The sequence below is a fragment of the Methanohalophilus mahii DSM 5219 genome, from assembly GCF_000025865.1.
Lineage (GTDB): Archaea > Halobacteriota > Methanosarcinia > Methanosarcinales > Methanosarcinaceae > Methanohalophilus > Methanohalophilus mahii.
On record NC_014002.1, the window covers coordinates 103,727 to 120,518 of the forward strand.

The 16,792-nt window shown below is 42.5% G+C and carries 9 protein-coding genes and 1 pseudogene; 7 read left to right on the forward strand and 3 right to left on the reverse strand.

What is annotated here, in order from left to right; translation table 11 throughout:
* Positions 1-271: 271 nt before the first annotated feature.
* Together MMAH_RS00480 and MMAH_RS00485 are read left to right on the forward strand one after the other, a co-directional pair.
* Complete coding sequence (locus MMAH_RS00480; RefSeq protein ID WP_048902051.1) at positions 272-535, forward strand: AbrB/MazE/SpoVT family DNA-binding domain-containing protein; 264 nt, start codon at positions 272-274, stop codon at positions 533-535.
* A gap of 3 nt (positions 536-538) precedes the next feature.
* Positions 539-862 carry a type II toxin-antitoxin system PemK/MazF family toxin gene (locus MMAH_RS00485; protein ID WP_013036577.1) on the forward strand — a complete coding sequence of 108 codons (324 nt, stop codon included), beginning with the start codon at positions 539-541 and terminating at the stop codon, positions 860-862.
* A gap of 26 nt (positions 863-888) precedes the next feature.
* On the opposite strand, the gene MMAH_RS10720 is transcribed toward MMAH_RS00485, so the two are convergent.
* A complete protein-coding gene (locus MMAH_RS10720; protein ID WP_281033892.1) occupies positions 889-1,014 on the reverse strand; it encodes a hypothetical protein in 126 nt (41 codons plus the stop codon).
* Between the two features lie 94 nt (positions 1,015-1,108).
* Here MMAH_RS10720 and MMAH_RS10630 point away from each other — a divergent pair.
* The 5 genes and pseudogenes from MMAH_RS10630 to MMAH_RS00505 form a co-directional block, all read left to right on the forward strand.
* A pseudogene (locus MMAH_RS10630) lies at positions 1,109-1,276 on the forward strand (MarR family transcriptional regulator); the annotation flags it as partial.
* A gap of 33 nt (positions 1,277-1,309) precedes the next feature.
* On the forward strand, positions 1,310-2,026 hold the full coding sequence (locus MMAH_RS00490) for a helix-turn-helix domain-containing protein (protein WP_245526282.1): 717 nt from the start codon (positions 1,310-1,312) through the stop codon (positions 2,024-2,026).
* 14 nt (positions 2,027-2,040) lie between these two features.
* Positions 2,041-2,880 (forward strand): DUF6036 family nucleotidyltransferase, encoded by an 840-nt coding sequence (locus MMAH_RS00495; protein ID WP_013036579.1) that lies wholly within the window; start codon positions 2,041-2,043, stop codon positions 2,878-2,880.
* A gap of 182 nt (positions 2,881-3,062) precedes the next feature.
* Positions 3,063-4,082 (forward strand): hypothetical protein, encoded by a 1,020-nt coding sequence (locus MMAH_RS00500; RefSeq protein WP_013036580.1) that lies wholly within the window; start codon positions 3,063-3,065, stop codon positions 4,080-4,082.
* Entirely contained in the window at positions 4,069-4,815 is a 747-nt protein-coding gene (locus tag MMAH_RS00505) for a nucleotidyl transferase AbiEii/AbiGii toxin family protein (RefSeq protein ID WP_013036581.1), read from the forward strand. The genes MMAH_RS00500 and MMAH_RS00505 overlap by 14 nt, the downstream gene beginning before the upstream one ends.
* Positions 4,816-4,920: 105 nt before the next feature.
* On the opposite strand, the gene MMAH_RS00510 is transcribed toward MMAH_RS00505, so the two are convergent.
* Together MMAH_RS00510 and MMAH_RS00515 are read right to left on the reverse strand one after the other, a co-directional pair.
* On the reverse strand, positions 4,921-5,865 hold the full coding sequence (locus tag MMAH_RS00510; protein WP_013036583.1) for a hypothetical protein: 945 nt from the start codon (positions 5,863-5,865) through the stop codon (positions 4,921-4,923).
* A 3-nt stretch (positions 5,866-5,868) separates the two neighbouring features.
* Positions 5,869-16,650, reverse strand: a complete 10,782-nt coding sequence (locus MMAH_RS00515; RefSeq protein WP_013036584.1) for a transglutaminase-like domain-containing protein — start codon at positions 16,648-16,650, stop codon at positions 5,869-5,871.
* Positions 16,651-16,792: the final 142 nt, after the last annotated feature.

Sequence of the window (16,792 nt, forward strand, 5' to 3'; positions counted from 1 at the left end):
GTTAGGTTAATATATTAAGAAAAACATAATGGTACATATAGTAGGGCAGGACTAAAAACGGATCCAAACTCGTATCGTACCACCACCACTATACCACTGTCTGTTTTTTTCCAATATCCTGCCCGATCACTATTTTACTATTTTTGCGTTTGCTTCCAGACCAATCAGTATCATTCCTTCACTACTTGCATTTTCATTATTTTGGGAGTTGTGAGCCATTTTGTCGAAAGCTGTATATACTATCTTACTTGTAAGACATATGGGGTATGTTATGACTTTGATTGATGTAAAAAGTGTGACTGTCAGTAAAAAGGGACAAATTACAATTCCCGGTGCATACAGAAATTCCGGTATGAAAATAGGTGAAAAGGCAGCCGTTTTCGTGTATGACGACCACATTGAGATTCGCCCTCTGTCTTTCCTTGAAGAAGGACTAAGTTGCGCTATAGCTTCTCAAAAATCCCTTTCGAAAGGATGGGATACTCCTGAAGAAGATGCTGCCTGGGACCATTTGAAAGACTACCTGGGGAAGTAATTGATGGTCCATAAAGGAAACATAGTTATCATTCCTTTCCCTTTCACTGACAACAACAATACCAAACTCAGACCAGCGATTGCTGTTTCTGATCAGATGAGACAGGACGTAATACTGTGTCAGGTTACATTCAGGAAACCTGCAGACAACTGTGCTGTATGGTTTTCAGATAGCGACCTGTCTGAAGGCGCACTTCGCCAGGGTAGCTGGATTCGGGTGAACAAAATATTCACAATGGATTCCAGCAATATCCTTAAAATAATTGGAACTGTCCATATCAAAAAACAAAAAGAAATTCAGGATAAATTATTGAAACTTTTCCTGTAAATATCTATCTTCCAGACCAATCCGAATCACTCTTTTTCCTCTGCGATCTCATGCACCCGGGAAGTATAACCGCTCCGATACGCAAAATTATGGCACATGTTTGTGGCCGGAGACAATTCATGAAGATTTTTCTGGAAAGCAGCGGCTATCACTGATAGGTTTATATAGGTATCACTATATCATGGTAGGCAAAATGTCCAATTATATTCACATGTTATAAATAATATGTGAACAAATATACCCATAATGCTGAATTTGACTACAATCGAAATATTCAAACACCTGACTCATCCAAAAACCGTATCTGAAATTTCAACACTTCTGAAACTGGACCATTCCACAATTTCCAAATCAATAAATTCACTCGTTGAATCAGGTTTAGTTGTAAGACGAAAACAAGGTCGTTACACCTATGTAACTCGTTCTGAATCGCTGCATTCCAGATCATTGAAAGATATTCTCATCGAATATCCCCGTCTGCCACTAAACAATATCCTTACAAGTTCAGCACTAACTATATTGGCAGTCCTGAATAATTCATGTTCGATCAGTGATATTGCTACAAAAACCGGATTGAATAGAAAAACGGTGGCATATACTATTGGACAACTCGCAAAATATGGAATCGTCCTGCAAGAGAATAAGAAATACTTTTTTAGTAAACGGCATTCTTTAATCAGAAGCTTTGTTGATAACTATTGGAAATACAGGACAAATAAAACCCTGAAAGAAATTTCTCCAAATGCGGTTTTGCTCTGGCAAAGGGGACCGGAAATTTTGTTCAAAATCGATAATGATTTTATTGATTCTGATAAACCGGTGAAAAAAGAATCGATACATCCTACTGCAATGAATATATTTCCAAAATATGGTCTAAAGGTCATAAGTGATCTGGGGTATTATTTCTACAGTAAAAGAGATCTCAAAGCTGAAGATTATGTGATTCACACGCTCCTGATAGACCCATATAGTCCAATATACAATTCTTATGCATTGGCCCTTTACTCGAAAACAGGATCAACAGAATTGGTAAAATTTGGTAAATTGTACGATATGGAAGATCATACCAAAACCCTTCAGGAATATTTACGAATAAAGGAAAAAAATAGTAGTTTCCTTCTTCCATGGAACGAATTCATTGATTTGATAAAAGACATACAATAAAGGAGTACATATACATGGTTTCAAAATCATTTGATAAACAATATTTACAAAAAGAATTTGAAAAACTCAACGAGACCTTGAATGAACATGTAACACTCTATCTCATTGGTGGTGGCTCAATGAGTTTTCAGAAATATAAAGCTGCTACCAAAGATATTGATGTCGTAGTCGGGTCTACCCATGAATTGGGCCATGTTGTAACAGCACTGAGGTCTATTAATTATGTTATTCCTGTAGTTCGTGGTCCCTACAAAAAAATGGAAGCAAATTCGATACTCGAAAATACTGACGGATTTCGATGGGATATCTTTGTTAATGTTATTTGTGGAGGACTTCGGCTGTCAGATGGCATGATAGAGCGTTCTATTCAACTCTTTAAAATGGAACATGTTTCTGTTTATATGATATGCCCGGAGGATATTTTTGTTTTCAAGTCGATAACAACAAGAGAAAGAGACCAGGAAGATATGTATTCATTATTTAGCAAGGGCCTGAACTTTGATATAATAGAAAAAGAATTTTTCTGGCAAAACAACCATAAACAAAATGATTATGCCTGGATGGCATTCTTTTTTGATGGAGTGGAAGAGTTCTTCGATAAATACCATATAACTCATCCGATCATTGCAAGACTGCATGACATTGCAGAAGAAGATATGCTTATTGGTTTTGTTAAAGAAAGGTTGAGGACCGGCCCCAGGCAAATATCTGAAATTAGTGATGGGCTTGATCAAAACGATGTAGAGGTCATACTTGATAAACTTATTAAACAAGGGGTTGTGCTTAAAGACAAGTATGGAAAAATTTCATTGAAATCAGATGATGACTGCAATCAGAATACAGGATATAGGTGAAAATATTTAACTAACCATCTTTGAAACTGACATACTCTCACGACAATGGATTTCTCTACTCTGTCGCTTACTCATATGTCGATAATGTTTGTGGCCGGAGAAAATTCATGAAGGTTTCTCTGGAAAGCAGCGGCTATCACTGATAGATTTATATAGGTATCACTATATAGTGATAGGTACAGATGGGTGCAAAAACTACCGATTGGAACAATGTGCAGTCTCATATCCGCAAATATCTTGATATTTCACCACAATCCCTCCATACCGACATCAATACTTTAAGTGAAAGTATTCCACTGGACTTTCCCATCTCTCCTGATCTAACAATAGAAGAAAATAACGCTATCTATTTCATTGAGATAAAATCTAAAGCCACAGTAGATGCTATTGCAAAATTGAATCTACTGCGGGATTTCTGTTTAAAAACCAAATTTCCAAAAGAGATACAACTGGTTATTGCCGCGAAATCCTTTCCTGAAAGAGAAAAACTGCTTATGGACCAACTGGACATCAGCATGGTAAAACTTCCCTGGTCCATTAAACTCACAACTGAAAAGCAGTCAAAATCCAGCAACCATCGAATTACTTCGGCCAAATCATGGAAAATAGTATCCCGTCTTTTAAAGGAAAAGAAGACTTCAATACGCCAGCTTGCAATTCTTGAAGATATATCGTATGGCTGGGCACATAAGACAATACAGGCCCTTATTCAGCAGAACATTGCGAAAAAAGACTACAATCATGTGAGTATTTCTAATATTGATAAACTGCTAAACGGTGTTGCCTGGGAACGTCCTCTGACCAACCTTAAAATTTGTGAGATCCAGATTCCCTTCATTGAATCGATGGATACAGCAAGGAAAATCACCCGGGCATTTTCAATGCAGCACAATATACCAGTAGGATTTACTTCCTATACGGCAGCGGCTTTGTATACCGGTTACGGCGTACGCAATGATGCAGTTTACCTGTATCTGGATGATGACTATATAGATTATTTTAGAGAATTATTTGAATCTTCCTCACCAGATAGTATAAAGGCAATTATCTATAGGCCTGACAGGGATATTTTTCAGGACACTCTGGAAAAAGAGGGTGTCCGGATCGTATCTGCTTCCCAGACACTTCTGGATCTGGCAGGGATGGGCTATTCTGCAATGGATATCACAAAAGAAATGGTTGCAAAGTATGAGTTCTTATGAAAAGATGAGTGAAATAATTAATTTTTCACTGGATGAATTATATGCAATAACAAGATATCTCCATGAAAAAGAAGATGTAGATAACCCCACAACTGTACTGATTGGAGGGTGGGCAGTAGACTCGTATAATTCCTGGTATGGCTCAGTAGATATCGATCTTATTACCAATAATAGTACACGAAACAGTCTAAATTATTATCTGCGAAAGGAGCGTAATTTTGTACCATACAGACTGCCCGGACAACCCCGGAGTGTAAGGAAAGAAACAAGAGCAGGGTCTGTAATTATTGATTTTGCAACAAGAGAAAAACCATTTCCTTTTGAAGGGACAGATGAGTATTTAGATTTCAGTATTCTTGACGGAAACACTGAATCCAGGGCAATCCGGGGTAACATCGAAATGGCAGTACCCAACAGAGCAACGTTGATTGTTCTGAAATTAAAAGCGATATGGGATCGAAATAATAGAATATCCCACGGAAACAGTCATGATATTGAATGGGAATCCGGGAAACTTGTCAAAGACTATGCAGATATTCTTGCATTAATTGACCCCAACAGTGGCGGGAAAGATGTTGAAATTTCTATCCTGGGTAAATTAATGAACACATATCCATTTCTAAAAGAATCTCTTGCATCAGTAGGTGAATCAGATGATGGAATAGAAAAATATGGCAGAATGTCAGAAAGCACTGCTAAAAGGATTATTGGACAGATGTTGTCTTTGATCTGATCTGTTTTTGAGTAATGCCGGGCAGACAAATCCCATTGCCCTGGAAACATCACACCTAACACCAATAAAAAAAAGCATACCGGAAGTTCCCCCTCCCGGCATACATTACTTCCTCTTAAACCTGGCAGCCAGCAAAAGCCCAATTACCACAAAAACGGCTCCAAAACCGGGCAGGAAACTTGACTCTTCCTCCTGCTCAGGGCCAACCGGGGTTTCATCCGTATCGCCATCAGGGACATCGGTTTGCTCCCGGTCACCTGGGGACACAGTGGCATCCCCATCGCCTGCAGCCGCAGTATCATCTTCCAGGGAAGTATCGGTAACTATTGTAGCAGAACCTGTACCTCCGCCTCCCGTGCCTGCGGTCACACCATCCTCTTGGTCATCTGCAGATTCTACAACCTGTATGAGAATACTCCGATTACTTGCAGCACCCCTCTCATCCTCGGCTGTCACATTGATCAGATGCATACCTTCAGCAAGACTGGCATAAAGGGATGTGCCATTGCCAATAATTCCGCTGACATTGGATCTCCATGCAACACTGAAAGAATGACTTTCCGGATCAGACACGTTTGCCGAGAACAGAATATCCTCATCCAGAGCATACACACCATCTTCCGTCGGAGAAATAATCTCAATCAGGGGCGGATCATTGATCTGTCCGTCAAAATACTGGGTACTGCTTTGAACCAGGGTCCAGCCTCCATCCAGATCTGCAAAAATATCATACCTGAGATAATGCAAACCTTCCGTATCAGTAACAAACGGCATGGTATAATTCACCAGATTCTCTCCCTTTTCAAGCCCAAACTCATGGGTTGCATTTCCCACAAGTTTATTGTGCGGATTGTATATCATCAGCTGTAGCTGTGCCGGTGTTTCCTGATTTGCATCAATCTCCAGATCAACCGTGATATTGTCTCCCGAGAAATAGGTATCATCTGAGGCCAGCGAAAACGAAGGCGTCAGAAAAATCAAAATAAAAGAGGTTAATAGAAGCAGCCTCGCCGCTCTCAAAACCCCTTCTCTGTTAAAAATCATCTGCATGATTTACTCACCTCCTCGTCCCGGCCCAACCTGTGCAGCCTTCACAATCAGGTCAAACCCGTGTATATCCAGCAGATATTGCCCGGTCGCATCTCCATACGTAATCTCATACCGATACACACCCGAGAGTACATTGGGCACCTCAAAATCAATTGTGGTATTAACGGCAATATATCCATTGTAATCCAGCCCCGGGCCCACCACGGTCAGGTTATCGGCACGGGTAACATTGACATTCATCACCACAGTCTCTCCCGTCTCATAGGCCTGTCTCTCTGTACTAATCCTGAGCCCGTTCACATCCCTCCTGTCATGGATGTAATCCGAGTTAATATACAGCGAGCGTCCCGAATCCTCGTCTCCTTCAGGTGAATCCAGATAAACACTGATAAACACCTTGTTATCGGTTTGAGGGGTCGGGATATCCACGGTAAAGGTAGTGGTACTGTTTTTATCCACCGTGAACTCGTGCACATCATCAAAATCAAAATACTTGACCCTGCTATAGAGTTCCAGAGGGTAATTTCCATTATTCTCCACCTGCATGGTAAGGGTTGCATTTTCTCCGGGCAGATAGGCTCTCTTGTCCAGCCAGGAGTTGACCGTCACATTGGCCCCTTCCAGATAGAACCTGCTTTCTGTCAGGTTATCTTCTTCAAGCCCGTAGTACAACGGATAATAACCTTCTGCAAGATCATCCGGTGCCTTAAAAGAGAACGAGAAGTTATGGCTGTCCTCCGAGGCAATCCAGGAAGTCAATGTATCCTCATAGACTCCCGGAACGTCCAGATACATATCCGCCATTGCACCAATCGATCCCGTATTTGAGACCGTGAAGTTGTATTTGAGTATCTCACCCGGCTGCACGTTTTGCTTATTCAAAGAAGGTGCAACCGTAAATTCAGGTGCCTGTATTGTGAAAGTCGAATTTGCAATCTGGATAACCTCCTGGCTTTCAAGCAGTTGTGCCTGCAATGTGTAATTGCCTGGCGTCAGTTCTGGCAGGGATATATTGTGCCCGATACTGGTGTTTTCCAGTGCAGAGAGATTGACCTGCTCGGTGGATTCATAGAAATCCGTAATTATCTCAACAGTCCCGTTAAAAGCAATCCCGGGTTGTTTATTGCTTAGATTTACCATGAAACTGAGATTACCTGAGACAACCTCCGCCTTTCCAAGTTCAAATCCTGTGGTCTGGCCCACCTGGAAAGCAACCTTTTCAAACTCAACCGGGATCTGGCCCGTTGCATCTGCACTCAAGTTATAATCTCCTGCAGCCAGATCAAAGGCCAGGACATCGTCCACACTCTGGTTTATACCCAGTATGTAGGATTTGTGCAGACTTGTCGTATCATTTACCGAAAACGATACATTGAAATCGGTTTTGTATTGCCCGGTATTGGTGACATTAACCGGTATCTCCACCGTACCCGGTCTGTAGATAGTCTGGCATTGGGTATCTATATGCGCCCGTTCACCGAACTCCATGTCTTCTGTCAATCTGGTATCGATATCTCCTGTAAACTCAGCCACAACGGTAGTATTGTTAGCAATCGTCGTATTCAATGCCAGATACTGCGAAGTACCCGGCGCCAGGATTAAATCAAACTCCTCCTCAATACTGAGATTTGTTACAGTGACACCCGTCTTGGCCGTTACATTGCCCGGATTGTTTGCAAAGAGTTCCACGGTGAAAGGATTACTGCTTACAACCTCCGGTACATTCATACTGACCTCGATTTCAGGGTTTGCCACCACGATATCCCTGCTAACGCCAGCGTCTCCCACACGCACACGCAGGGTGTGGTCACCCACAGGCAGATTGGAAACCGGGATCTCGAATTTGAGGCTATCCCCGGATTCAATAACCAGGTCTTCCCTTCCAATCTCATCTTTATTGATGGAAGATACAAGTTCGCTTTCAAACGTGGCGGGAGCATTGTTTGAGACACGGACTGTGGCGTTGATCGGCTCATCAGGTCTGTAATATTCCTTTGCCGTGGACAGGGCAACGGATACATCCCTTTCATAGACATCAACCGAAAGTTTGGCTTGATCGGTTATCTGTTTTAAATCGGTTACAGCCTCGACTTCAAAGGTCAGCTGCCCGCTCCTGTCTGGGATATAGGTATTCTGCCATGTGCCTTCAGTGGAGAAATCTGCAAACTGCACGGTTCTATCCATGACAAGTTGTCTTCCCTGCCCGCTCAGAGAAGTAATCCAGCCGTCGCCGTATTCTGCATATAGCAGTACATTTTCGCCAGCACTTTCTATTCCGATATCTGAGTCTTCCGGTATCAGATCTCCGGTGTATTCGTTCCAGGTTTGTCCATCGAAGATGTATAGCCAGTCTGCAACGGCATATAGTTTTTCACCTGCTGTGGCCAATCCATAAGTGGATCCCGTACTTTCTTCGGGACCTGAAGTTTCCTCAGTTGCAGGATTATAACTGTACAGCTCTGACCCACCAGTCTTGAGCACCCAGTAAATATCCTGATTGTATTCTAATTCAAGGCCATTCCAATCAGTAATTCCCGTCTCGTAAGTTCGAACATTATCGGACATATAATTGTATTCATGGATCGTGCCGGACGAATTAATAACAGCAACGATTTCTTCAAAGGCCGTGATGTCCTCTGGATCACTTATATCCGGGCTATTGATGCTCGCTGTGCTCAATCCATCAGAGATACTGTATACCGAGACGCCTCCGCCACCAAGGACCCATATATCCCCTTTGTGGTTTTCAATTAATGAAACGCTGGATTCGTTATAGTCACTGTTTGATTCATTGAATATCGAGATGTCTCCTGTATTTTTATCAATACCGATCAGATCGGCATCCGAGGCAATCCAGATATGGTCTGCCATGAACGTGACATCGCTTACTCCCAATTCAACCGGCACCTCCATTCTATTCCAGACCTGTGACGCAATATCGTAAATATAGACCGATTTGCCATCGGCACTTACAATAACATCACTATCTCCTGTTATCGTTCCATCTGGACTGAAAGTGTCAGGAATGGGCACCTCAGACACATCTCCAATCTCTGATGCGGTTTTATCAGAGGTAAATAATCCATTCCAATAGTCGCAGAACCAGAGGGCAGAGTTGCCAACGCCTAAATCAGACATCTGCAACCAGTTATCAAATATTGTGGAAACATTCAGGGTGCTTTCACTGGAATCGTATCTGTAAAGGTCGCTGTATGAAACGAAATAAACAATTCCGTCAAATACACCCGCTGCATCCACACCGGAAACGCTCTCTCCTGTCCCAAATTCATATTCTGTACCAATCGCGCCGCCAGAAACATCCCTGCTGCTTATTCCGGCATCTGTTATGAAATACACATTATTTCCATCTGAAACCGCGGAATACACATTGTCTGAAAGCAGACCGTCTGAACTATCATAAGTGGACCAGATGCCATCAGACAGGCTGTGACAACTGGAGGAGTCATTTGTGTAATCATAATCGACAAAAAGCACTTCATCTGGCAGTACGAGAATGTCAGTTACTTCGCCTAAGGGACTGTTTTCGCTGGTATAGTATGTTACACTTCCATCAAAACCATAGGCTGCCAATCCTTCCCATCCATTTGGCATGTAGATTACCTGTTCGGAGCTGTCAACAGCAAAAAGACTGCTTCCTCCCTCCTGATGTCCTTCATCCTCTTGCTTTTCGACAACTAACACTTCATCCAGCATATCTGAAACAGGATCGTAGTTGTAAACCGTATTATCACTCAATATCCAGAGAAGGTTTCCATCTACATCAAGTCCTGATATTTCCATTGCTGCCAGCTCGGAGTTCTCAACAGGTTGCATTTCTGCAAAACCGGTTTCCGTGTAAAGCCCGCCGCTGGTTCCTATAAACAATGTATCCCCGAATCTCTCAAAGCCGGTTGCAGGGTACTTGCTCTCCAGAGTAAATTCCCCGGACGAGCCCATATCCTCCTGCAGGTATGCCTTGATGTATGCATCTCCCTGGGGCAATGTACCGCTGTGGTTCAAACGCACCTCATAGTCGATGGTATCGCCCTCGAGATATTTTGTATTCGCAGTCTCGATATGTGGCTCAATGTTTATCCCTTCTATTGCTAACGATTGCGAAGTGGAATTACTCAAACCACTGGCTTGATCCTTAACTTCCACAAACAAAACGTAAGGGCCTGACATAATACCTTCAGGGATACTGAACGTCAAATTCACAGAACCGCTGGATGCATTGTGCTCCTCTGGAGGAGATGTGGCGATCGTGTTATCCTGCCCGTCAAAAAGGCTCATTGTAAAACTGCCATTCTCAATATTTGAGATATTGGCAGTTACCCCTATTGAGCCACCCTGGAGATATTCAGCATCATCCAGAGTCATTTCAAAACTTGCGTCCGGGATATAGACCGACACTGTCTTGCTATCTGTTGAGTCCAATTGATCTGTCAGTTCAAAGATGAAGGTATACGTGCCGCTGTCAATAGTGGATGGTACTTCCAGTTCTAACAATTCAGTTTCCCCGGGAGCAATTGCAGATACCTGTCCGCTGGAACCTTCGATAAGAGTGTATCCATCATAGATGCTAAGATCATAATTTCCCGACAGAGCAATAGTTCCTGTATTCGAAACACTTGCTGTGAGGTTTTGTCCGGGTTTTACAGTTTGGGGTTGCAGTTCAAGACTGTATTCCAGACCTGATACCGGGATCGATTTTGAAAATGTCAGGACACCTCCGCTATTTGCTTCTTCACAGTTAACAAATAAACCAAACGTTGCTGTGGGCAGGTTTTCGGGAAGGGTGTATGTAAGCACCGATTGCTCCCCCACATCAACTGCCGCCTGCTGGGTTCCAAGATCATTGTTACCCAAACGAACTGTTACATTGGACCGGGTATCAATGGCCCCTGTATTATCAATGGTAAGATCTAAAGTATCCCCTGCAGCATACTCTTTCTTTGCTACATCGAAATCAAGACCCAGGCCTTCTATCTTCGGATTATAATACTTATCAGACCTAACATTATAACTGCTATTTTCATAACTGAGATGCAGCGAGTAGGCCCCGGACGAAAGGGATGGGTCCAGAGGCAATTCTACAACTTTTACCTCACCTGCTCCTATCGTTACATTTTCTGCTGTCAGGACAGTTTTCTCATAACCACGCGTCAGTTGTGCTTCCAGATTAACGGTTATCTCAATTCCCGAATTATTAAGTTTTACAGGAATATACATATCCGCCTCAAGTTCTTCCTCCTCCATGGACATATCAAGATCCAGACCCTGGACATGTACAGGGATCAATTGGCGGGTTGTCCGGTCAGTGCCCAGATTTTGAAGATTGAGCCTGAAGTTGTAGTCTCCTGAACTTATCATGGGGACAGGGATCTCGTGAGAGAGGGTTTCATTGGCTGCTATATCAATTTCATCTTTATCTGAGTGACCTAAGAAATAGTAGGAATAACTCATACTGGTATCGGCAGGACCTTCATTTGTAATACTAAAGGTCAGGTTGTTCCCTGCTACTATATTTGCCTGCAATGTAGGCATAAGTTTTGAGTCTCCGCCTGTGTATGAGATGGAACTTGTCTTTAGGGGACTATTCTGTTTGGAACTTCCATTGGCACGAAGTTCTACCATAATAGAACCTGCAGAGACATCCGATTCTACGGGTATCGTGTATTCGATATTTTTCCTCTCTCCCGCCTCAAACAAAATACTGCTCTGGTTCTGGAATCCCATATCCGAAGATATGTCAACTATTAACTCTGCAGCCGCATCTCCATTGTTTACATATACGGTAAGAGTTTCTTCTGTATCCCTGACCAGGGTTGTTGAGGAAAGATGGGTCCAGAGAGTTGGAGAATATACAAAACTGCTTTCCTTTTTATCCACTACCTCTGCGTCTTCCAGAAGTTTGAACGTGGTCTTATGCACGCCGGTGGCAACCCTGTCAAAGGGTATCGATACATTGAGGTTCTTTGTGGTTTCCGATTCAATATCAAAGGTTGTTGTATCGGAATAGTTTATATCGCCATCCGGATTTATGTAACTGGTTTCAAGCACGAGATCACTGAAATTAGTTATCTCCATATTTTCAATATCTATGCTGAAATTGTTTGTTTCATAAAAACTGAAATCAGGTTCCTGTGCTACTATTAAATTCAGTACCCTGTCCTTGGCAAGAATATACTGGGAATTGGTTCCTATCAATTTGCCATTGTTTGTAACTTCCACCACAAAATTATAACTACCCTTGTTTTGAGGACTGAATTCAATACTGCCGTTGTAAACAGACGTTGCAGTTATGTTTGAAGTTGTGGTTTCCCGTTTGACCAGATTGGATTTTGAGTCATAGATTTTCACATCTATAGATGCATTGGGAATGTCGCCCGTACTCCTCATTATCGTGTAATTTAAGGTATTATTGCTTTTTGTCTTGAAGATATCTCCCGAGTCAAATTCAATATCCAGTTTGGGAGAGAAGCAATACAAACCAAGAGTTGCAGACCCTATCTTGTTTCCATCGGTATCATAGAGCCTGGACCATAACCTATCAAATGTACGTACATTTTCAAGTTTATGATTAAAAGATGTGCTACCCTGGGCTGGCACTTCAAGTGTTTTTTCGAGATTGTACCATGAACGGTCTTTGGCAATACCATAGGCAAGATCATATTCAATCCAGCCGTGATGCGGGAAACAGTAGTTTAAAGTGACATTTTGATCAGTATCCCCGTTATTCCAAACCGTTACTGTAAAAACGGCGTCACTTCCGTAAGCAAAACGGTCATTGGTTGATCTTATACTGTAGGTGATATCAGGAGTTGTACTGTATCCCTGGTCAGAGGCAACATATTTTCCAATCGCCATCTTCCTGGCATCATATTCGGTGTATGCCGTGTCGCTTTCATTTACAAGAATATAATCCAGGTTCCAGACGCCAAGCGTGCTCCCGGTTTTTGGTTTATAGGAGAAATTGATCTGTTTGCTTGCGCCGGGTTCAAGTTCGGGATCCAGATCTATTGTGTTTTCAACCTCGGTATTGCCAAGAGGATCGGTAAACTTGAAAATTACCTGTGTGGCTGCAAAATCACCTTTATTGGTTATGTTTACCGGCGTATCAATACTATCTGTTTCAAGCATTGCTTCTACATTGGCCGGATTTTCTGCCCATGCCAGTACGTCACGTACAAGGAGTTCGCCCTGCAGGGTCGAGGCACCGTCAAAATAGGCCCAGTCATCATATACCGATGTTGCAATTACAGTTCCGTTATAATAATCATATGCAAGCATTGCGGGCATACTATTCTTGTTGCGTTTCAAAATAATTGTAGTGTTTTCAGGGTAGGACGTGAAATAACCGTCTATGTTTACAGTCAGAGTAGGTTTTGGCTGGCCTGAAACCGCAGGATGGTATGTACCGATACTTGCTGCATTGTACAGACAGCTCTGGTCTTCCTGCCATCCCGCTCCTCCCAGGGCACGTGTACCATTGTGAGGAAGGATACTGTATTCATAACCGTGTTGCTGGGCCATTACAAATACGGTTCCTCCGGTCGCAGCATATTCTTCTAATTTGTTTTGTATCTGGGTCGATGAATCCAGGCCGTATAAGGAGCCTGAAGGCAGGAATAGTATAGGGGTGTCATGGACAAGTTGCTGGGTATCGGCGACTGCAAAATCCTGCACACGTGTCAGTTTTACAGGTATGCCTCTGTTTTCCACCATGGCCTGGGCGGATGCATAGAAACCCTTCTGGAGCATTAACACGTCTGGTGCGAGTTCGAGTTCTTCCTTAATAGCCGTATAATTGTTTACAATTGTGCTATAGACATCTGCCTGGGAATTGCTGAGTTCATAGAGTTTATTTAATTCTGCAGTGTCCGTGTAATTACTTACATTTGCCCTCTCAAGTTGTCCAAGTCTATACTCGTTGAGGTACACGGGGTTGGTATAGCCTTTTTTGTAGGCATTGCGTATCTGTAGACTTGTTACATCGGTATTGCGAAGTTTGGAACTTGCTACACTGAATGTATCATCCGGATGGTCCCCTCCGGGACTTGAAGGTTCTATAGGATCATCTTCGGGTTCTGGAAGGTCATCAAGTTCAATTTCATCTTCCAGTTCAATTTCGTCAGGTTTCTCTTCATCTCCGGGAAAATCGTCTTCGTCTTCCTTTTCCTCTTCGTCTACTTCATCTTCCTTGTCTTCCTTCTCCTCTTTCTCCTTGTCCAGGTCAATCTCTTCCTCTTCTTCGACCTTTTCCTTCTTCTCTTCAAGTTCCTTCTTTTTCTCTTTCAGTTCTTCTCTCTTCTGTTCAAGTTCTTCCTTTTTGATCTGCTCCTTCTTTTCCTTTATTTCTTCCTGGGTTTGTCTATATTCCTTTACGGATTTTTCATAATCGGCTTTTGCATCATAAACATCAATAACTGTTTTTCCAAGTTCTGTTACACGGTCTGCGGTAAAAGCTGTCACAACAACCAGTCCTGCGGTTGTAGCTGCCGTTACGCCAGCAGCAGCTGTGGGAACCACTGTTGTTACAACATAGCCTGCCGCATTGACCGCACCTGTTACTGCCGTTTTTGCAACACGTGCAACTGTGGATCCTGTTCCTGTTACCGCTTCTCCCACGGTGCTGATTACACCCGTGGCAACTCCGGCAACTTTACCTCCAGTATCGGCGATAACCTTTGCAGTGCCTTTCGCAACACTACCAACTGCCGAGACACCTGCTTCCAGCCCTGTTTTGAGAGTATCAAGCCAGCCCCATCCCTTGCCATTTGGCCCGTAATAGGAAGATGCACCTGTCTGGGGGTCAAAAACAATAAAAACACTTCCTGTAAAATTTCCTGCCACCACCTCATCACGGGGTATTATTACAGTGTATCCCGAATCCACAGCGTTTTCTACAATGGTTTTGTCATTTTTGGAGATATTGAGGTTTGATCCGGCATTGTCCCAGTTTGAACTATTAAGGGTTAATATGGGTATACCGTTTTCTCCTGCTATTTTTATTATCTCGGAAGTGGAATAGGCCGTGACATTGTAACTGAGGGAAAGCATACTTTTTTCCATGGATGAGGCAGTCATGCCCCGGCTAAAGAGAAAAGCATATGATTTGGCAGAATCCCCGTCTTTTGCAGTCGGGTTGATTATATCCCGCACTATATCCGTGTAAACCCCGTTCATATGTACACTGCGGGTATCGTTTGTTTCGGTGACATTAAATTGAGTTCCAACAAGCATTACCGAAGGATGTCTGGTATATGTCACATCTGTGGATGCGGCTGCAATGGAGTTGTATAACCGGTATTTACCCCAAAAGGTAAGCGCCTGTAAATTCAACAGTTCTCCATACAATTCGTCCTTTGTAACATCGAAATACTCTAAATCCAGCAGTTCACTGGTTACTTCATATCTTTCCACCCTTTCAGACATATGAGCAGTTGAAACCGGTTGTAAGGCAAGCCCAATTACAAAATAGGCACCTGTTTGAAGGGTGCGTGTGTAAGCATCAATCTGTCCGCCGGGTGCGATGAAACCAATCTCCAGTTCCTGTTCTGATCCCAGCGTGCTGGGTTGTCCTGCGGCTATTAGTGCTCCGTCCACCTGCAGAAGAGCGGACATATTGATATCAAGCGCGTTGACTTCACTTAAATTATCAGAACTATTGAGCAGATCGCTGTCTTTTTCTGTGCTTGGCTCATAAAAAACTGAAATCCGTTTTCCTGCAAGTTCTGTTGTATTCAGGGTAACATTGATGCCTGCAAGTTTGATATCCAGTTTATGATTAAAACTGTCGGGCAGATTGGGATATTCTCCATGAACCCCTACAACCTTATAGGGAAGTTGTTCCGGGAGGGTGTAGTAATCGGTGTGAGGAATTATTTCTTTAGCACCAAAAATTTCACTGTTGCTTTTATTTGCATATTCCTCATTGAGAAGAGTGCTGAAATTGTTACTCATCAAAGTAAAGGAGCTGTCTATACCGGAAACATTTATACTGGTTACTTCATCACCGGAAGTTTCGATATTATCGTCCAGCATAGAATTGTAGTTCTCTGAATCCCGGGCAAGAGCCATGAGATCTACACCCGGGGTATAATTATATTGTTTGAATGACGGATCAAATTCCACCCATTGTCCATCGACATAGGCTTCCACCCAGACATGATCAAATTGTATGCCCCCTGACACCGCCTGGGCAGATATTCCGTTTTTGCGGAGCATATCCACAATAACACTTTCATTCTCCACCCCGAAATAATTCATTGCCTGGTTGTTATCGAGCTCGATTGTTCCGTACACATATCGGGCAGGTATATCAGAGGCTCTCAGAAGGCTTATTGTAAGTGATGCTAAATCCGCATCATTACCTTCTCGATCCTGATAGGTAAGATGGGCTCCCTTTAAAGAACCAAAATATGGTATATATTCAAAATAATTATGAACAAAAGAATATATGAGTCCCGGATCATATTGATTTTTTTCTGCTGAATCGAGAATATCAATACTTGCGTCTGCGGCAAAACGCAAATCCAAATCCGATTCAGAAGGCGGATTGTTCTGGGATTCATAGGACGGTGTGATATAGGATGAGGAAAGGGGTGCTGCATCATAATCTATTGATCGGTGCATTAACTTCAATTTCGGGTTTTCATCTGTTTTTTCCAATGGATCAAAATGTGTTTCATTGTCAACCACAGAAGGCGCTGCACCCGCAAAAGAAGCGGTTATCATTATGCATATAAGTATTATGCTTATTATTTTAGTTGTATCTTTCATATTTCCACCTGCCCAATCTGACAGATACAAAAATAATTTAGTTTAAACTATGGTTTTTAATTATGTGTTATGAGGTGAATTAATATTCTCAATAAATATTAAAATTAAGGATAATATTGTATTTAAATATAATGAGTGAAAT

Bases quoted from the DNA above. Each gene is read 5' to 3' on its own strand.
- MMAH_RS00495 (WP_013036579.1), top strand. From the start codon at position 2,041: ATGGTTTCAAAATCATTTGATAAACAATATTTACAAAAAGAATTTGAA.
- MMAH_RS00510 (WP_013036583.1), bottom strand. From the start codon at position 5,865: ATGCAGATGATTTTTAACAGAGAAGGGGTTTTGAGAGCGGCGAGGCTG.
- MMAH_RS00500 (WP_013036580.1), top strand. From the start codon at position 3,063: ATGGGTGCAAAAACTACCGATTGGAACAATGTGCAGTCTCATATCCGC.
- MMAH_RS00505 (WP_013036581.1), top strand. From the start codon at position 4,069: ATGAGTTCTTATGAAAAGATGAGTGAAATAATTAATTTTTCACTGGAT.
- MMAH_RS00480 (WP_048902051.1), top strand. From the start codon at position 272: ATGACTTTGATTGATGTAAAAAGTGTGACTGTCAGTAAAAAGGGACAA.
- MMAH_RS00485 (WP_013036577.1), top strand. From the start codon at position 539: ATGGTCCATAAAGGAAACATAGTTATCATTCCTTTCCCTTTCACTGAC.
- MMAH_RS00515 (WP_013036584.1), bottom strand. From the start codon at position 16,650: ATGAAAGATACAACTAAAATAATAAGCATAATACTTATATGCATAATG.